The sequence below is a fragment of the Moorena sp. genome (genome assembly GCF_982860115.1).
This window is the reverse complement of record NZ_CEYLVT010000368.1, coordinates 1-4,651: the sequence shown is the minus strand read 5'-3', so window position 1 is coordinate 4,651 and position 4,651 is coordinate 1. Positions and strand designations below refer to the sequence as shown.

6 protein-coding genes are annotated in these 4,651 nt (G+C 44.0%); 4 read left to right on the top strand and 2 right to left on the bottom strand.

The features are described from left to right. Positions 1–87: 87 nt before the first annotated feature. Both AC4II3_RS31385 and AC4II3_RS31380 read left to right on the top strand, forming a co-directional pair. Entirely contained in the window at positions 88–663 is a 576-nt protein-coding gene (locus tag AC4II3_RS31385) for a Uma2 family endonuclease (protein WP_488008203.1), read from the top strand. 93 nt (positions 664–756) lie between these two features. Continuing rightward, on the top strand, positions 757–1,524 hold the full coding sequence (locus tag AC4II3_RS31380; protein WP_488008205.1) for an SDR family NAD(P)-dependent oxidoreductase: 768 nt from the start codon (positions 757–759) through the stop codon (positions 1,522–1,524). Between the two features lie 308 nt (positions 1,525–1,832). Here the strand turns inward: AC4II3_RS31380 and AC4II3_RS31375 are convergent, their stop codons facing one another. Further along, the gene (locus AC4II3_RS31375) at positions 1,833–2,063 is read right to left on the bottom strand and encodes a hypothetical protein (protein WP_488008207.1); all 231 of its coding nucleotides are present in this window, start codon (positions 2,061–2,063) and stop codon (positions 1,833–1,835) included. 277 nt (positions 2,064–2,340) lie between these two features. Here AC4II3_RS31375 and gcvT point away from each other — a divergent pair, with 277 nt between their 5' ends. Beyond that, a complete protein-coding gene (gene gcvT / locus AC4II3_RS31370) occupies positions 2,341–3,498 on the top strand; it encodes a glycine cleavage system aminomethyltransferase GcvT (protein WP_488008209.1) in 1,158 nt (385 codons plus the stop codon). A gap of 104 nt (positions 3,499–3,602) precedes the next feature. Here gcvT and AC4II3_RS31365 read toward each other — a convergent pair whose 3' ends face one another. Continuing rightward, positions 3,603–4,043, bottom strand: a complete 441-nt coding sequence (locus AC4II3_RS31365; protein ID WP_488008211.1) for a DUF4079 domain-containing protein — start codon at positions 4,041–4,043, stop codon at positions 3,603–3,605. Between the two features lie 224 nt (positions 4,044–4,267). On the opposite strand from AC4II3_RS31365, the gene AC4II3_RS31360 reads away from it, so the two are divergent. Beyond that, positions 4,268–4,519 (top strand): hypothetical protein, encoded by a 252-nt coding sequence (locus AC4II3_RS31360; RefSeq protein ID WP_488008213.1) that lies wholly within the window; start codon positions 4,268–4,270, stop codon positions 4,517–4,519. Positions 4,520–4,651: the final 132 nt, after the last annotated feature.

Genomic DNA, 4,651 nt, shown 5'->3' with positions numbered 1-4,651 from the left:
GCCTATTGCCTATTGCCTATTGCCTATTGCCTATTGCCTATTGCCTATTGCCTCTCTTCCTCCCCGAAACTGCTATAATTATAAATTATGACTGCTCTTATTCTAAACTTAGCTACCACCATTGAACTAACTGATGAAAAGTTCTTCCAACTCTGTCAGGACAATAGAGATTTACGTCTTGAGAGTACCAGCAAGGGAGAACTAATTATCATGGCACCAACGGGATGGAAAAGCGGAAACCGGAATAGCCGACTAACGCAACGTTTGGGTAATTGGGCTGATGCTGATGGAACCGGATTAGCGTTTGATTCTTCAACGGGCTTTAGGCTTTCTAATGGTGCCAATCGTTCTCCTGATGCCTCCTGGGTAAGGCGAGAAAGATTAGAAGCGTTGAATCCAGATCCTGCTAAATTATTACCAATGGCTCCTGATTTTGTAGCGGAACTCCGCTCTGCTAATGACAACCTCAAGACGTTGCAGGAAAAGATGCAAGAGTACATTGACTGTGGTGTAAGTCTAGGTTGGTTAATTGACCCTCAAAATCAACAGGTAACAATTTATCGCCCTGGGCAGGATAGGGAGGTTTTGGAATCCCCGAGCAGCTTGTCAGGAGAGGATGTATTGCCTGGATTTGTATTAGATTTGTCACAAATTTTGAGCTAATGTTGTTTGTTAATATCTATAGCAAAGGGAACAAAATTATCACAATTACTACACGGATTGCTATAGCAGTTATCAATTACTAATTTTCCATAAATGTCTATAGATAGAATTAACAATGCCAATGCCTTAATTATCGGTTCCAGTGGAGGTATTGGTCTGGCGTTTGTCAAACAATTACTGCAAGATGAAAGGTTTACCAAGATTTATGGCACTTATCGTCACCATGATTCTAGTTCGGAATTAATTGCCCTTGCAAACAACTATCCTAATCGATTAGTTTGTCTATCGATGGATATTACCGATGAGTTGCAAGTATCTGAAGCTGTCAAACAAATTAGTGTAGAGATAGACAAACTTCACTTAGTGATTAATTGTGTTGGATTGCTTCATGACGGCAGCTTACAACCAGAAAAAAGCTTGAAACAGATTAATTCAGAACACTTGATGCGTTACTTCCAGGTTAACAGTATTGGAGGAGTGCTGCTGGCTAAACATCTTTTACCATTATTCCGTCATAGCGATCGCAGTATTTTTGCTAGCATTTCTGCCAAAATTGGCAGTATTGGTGATAACCAACTGGGAGGATGGTATGGCTATCGAGCATCGAAAGCAGCCTTAAATATGTTTATGCGAACGGTGGCAATTGAATATAGTAGAAAAAGTCCTCAAACTATCGTTGTTACGTTACATCCTGGTACAACCAATACCCGCCTTTCTAAACCCTTTCAAAAAAATGTACCTGCTGATAAGTTATTCCCAGTAGAGCGTACTGTTACTCAACTATTGGGGGTAATCGAAAAGCTGGATACAGGGGATAGTGGACAGTTTTTCTCCTGGGATGGAAGCAAGTTACCTTGGTAAACTAGTCTAAGCATTCAGCTTATGCGCTACGCGCACGCTGCGCGAACAGCTATCAGTTATCAGTTATCAGCTATCAGCTAATGCGCTATACTCGCACGCTACGCGAACAGCTTTTTAATAAAACAGCTAAGGACTAGTTTAATAGTCACGAAAGTCTTTTCAAGAAAAGAGTTAAGGATTAGTTTAATAGTCACGAAAGAGGTTGATTGTCAGCTGACCACTGACCGCTGTTCGCGTAGCGTGAGCTTTTAGCTCACCGCTGAATGCTGAATGCTTATATAAAGCATTTATTCAGTCTTTAGGACTGACTAGTTTGAGTCGTCTTTAGCAACGTTATCCCTAGGAAAACCGGATATCAATCCGCTTTCAATCATCAAACCAATCCCGGCATTAATCACCACTAAGCTTAAGGTTCCTAACCAAAACCAAGGCTCTCCTTCAATTCGTTTAGAAACGGCTTCTCCAAATAAGCATAAACCTAAGGGAAAAAGCAGAACTCCAACTTGAGATTTGATATACCAAATTAGTTTCTTGTTCATGATAGTGGGATAGTATTTACCAATACAATATAGTAGCTTAATGGTGATAAATTTAAAAGTGGCGCGTTTACCAACTATTTACCAACTGTTGTTAATAAAACGCTAAATTGTAACGGGCAAGATGCCCATTCCACATTGTGCTACACGGCCAAGATGCCCATTCTACATTGTGCTACACGGGCAAGATGCCCATTCCACATTGTGCTACGGTAACGCATCTGATAATACCAGATAAATGTTAGACTAACCTGATAACTAAACACCATTATTAAAACCCGTGGCAAATTCCCCAGGATCTCCAGAGTCTCAATCCGAAACCCCTAAATTGGCTCGCACTCCCCTATTTGATCAGGTGGTAGCACAAAATGCCCGCTTGACAGCTTTTGCGGGTTGGGAAATGCCAGTACAATTTAGCGGATTGAAAAAAGAACATGCTGCAGTACGAACTGCTGTCGGAATTTTCGACATCTCCCATATGGGTAAGTTTGCTTTTCATGGTAAGCAACTACGGGAGCAATTGCAGTCTCTAGTACCTTCGGATTTAACCCGCTTGCAACCGGGTCAAGCTCAATACACGGTGTTGTTAAATGGGAATGGTGGAATCATTGATGATATTATCTTCTACTACCAAGGTGAGGAGGAGTCTGGGGAGCAGCGGGGGATGATGATTGTTAATGGAGCAACCTGCACCAAAGACAAAGACTGGTTGTTAGCTCACCTGGATACTGATTTAGTTACCTTACAAGACCTCTCAACATCAAAAGTGTTGATCGCAGTACAGGGGCCATTGGCAGTATCACATCTTCAGCCATTGGTCAAAGAACCCTTAGCACCAGTCAAAGCGTTTGGACATCTAGAGGCAACGGTGTTGGGGAAACCGGCATTTATGGCTAGAACCGGTTACACGGGGGAAGATGGATTTGAGCTGATGCTAGACCCAGATGTGGGAATAGAGTTGTGGCTGAAACTTTTAGAGTCTGGTGTCACTCCCTGTGGTTTAGGTGCCAGAGATACCCTGCGGCTAGAAGCGGCTATGGCACTCTACGGACAAGATATTGATGATACCACTACACCCTTAGAAGCTGGGTTAGGTTGGCTAGTGCATCTTGATAGCAAAGGAGACTTCATCGGACGCTCGGTGCTAGAGCAACAAAAAGCAACGGGGATCGAGCGCAAGCTAGTTGGGATCCAGATGCAAGGAAGGCAGATTGCTCGCCATGGTTACCCAGTGCTAGCTGATGGTGAGGTGGTAGGAGTTGTCACTAGTGGTACATTAGCACCAACCTTAGGAAATGCGATCGCACTAGCCTATGTTCCCAAAAAGTTGGGCAAAGTTGGACAGCAGCTGGAAGTAGAAATCCGGGGTAAATCCTATCCTGCCCTTGTGGTCAAGAAGCCTTTTTATCGTTCTGAAAATCGTCCATCGGCGAAGTAAAGGCATCCATCCCTGACAGATAACATTCAACATTCAACATTCAACATTCAACTCTCAACTTTCAACTCTCAACTTTCAACTTTCAACTTTCAACTTTCGATGGCCTAATGCCTCATATATTTCTGGACAACTTCCCAACCAGTCAGGGAAACCCAGGTAAATCCCACTAGCAAAGCAATGTTGGTAGCAACGTGAACAGCCCTTGCTAAGGGTTGTTGAGCACTAATTTGGGTAGCACTAAAGCCTGAGAGCAACACTAGTGCTACTACAGACCATCCAGCAATTAAGTGGGCTGAATGACCTAGATGACCGTAATGGCCGATGGTCCCTACTAAACCAATCCCCAGCAGAACCAAGACTAGAGCGACCATGATCCAGCCAATGATGTAGTGCAGAGGGCGTAACCAAGTCGGTCGTGGACGTCCGGAGTTACGTTGATAAAACGCAATGCTGCCGGTGATTGCCAGCAGTACATAGGCAAAGAGGGACAAACCCATTGACCAAGCAGCTATTTTCCAGAGCCAGAGAAAAGAAGGCAGATTCACAGGGTGATAGGGTGATGGAGTGATGGGGTGACGGGGTGATGGAACAGAATTTCAAGATCTGTTCAAGATCTGTTCTTGTTCACGTTTCAATTACTCTTGCTATGGTTACAGACCAAGTGACAAGTTACAAGTCTAGCACTATAGCCTATTTAGCTTGAACTCTCAACCTAACCGACAAGGGACGCCTGGGCAATAACAACCAAACAACCAAACAACCTTGGCCTTTGGCCACGCTTCGCGAACAACCTTCAACCAGACAACCTTCAACCAAACAACCAAACAACCAAACAACCTTCAACCAAACAACCTTCAACCAAAGAACCTTCAACCAAACAACCTTCAACCAAACAACCTTCAACCAAACAACCTTCAACCAGAAAACCTTGGCCTTTTGGCCTTTCGGCCACGCTACGCGAACGGCCACGCGATCGCGTTCAACCAGACAACCAATGAAAAATGGGTTACTTCTGTTGTAAGCAACCCCAAAGTATAGATTATAGTAAGTGACAGCTCCTACACTGACTCTGCTCTTACAGAGCCGGTCCGCGAAGGAGTTCAGTGTAGGCTTCCCAGCCAATCCGGGCATCCCTTAGGAGGCGCTGGGCTTT

Excerpts from the sequence above, each read along its gene's own strand:
- AC4II3_RS31380 (WP_488008205.1), top strand. The coding sequence starts at position 757 with ATGTCTATAGATAGAATTAACAATGCCAATGCCTTAATTATCGGTTCC.
- AC4II3_RS31375 (WP_488008207.1), bottom strand. The coding sequence starts at position 2,063 with ATGAACAAGAAACTAATTTGGTATATCAAATCTCAAGTTGGAGTTCTG.
- AC4II3_RS31385 (WP_488008203.1), top strand. The coding sequence starts at position 88 with ATGACTGCTCTTATTCTAAACTTAGCTACCACCATTGAACTAACTGAT.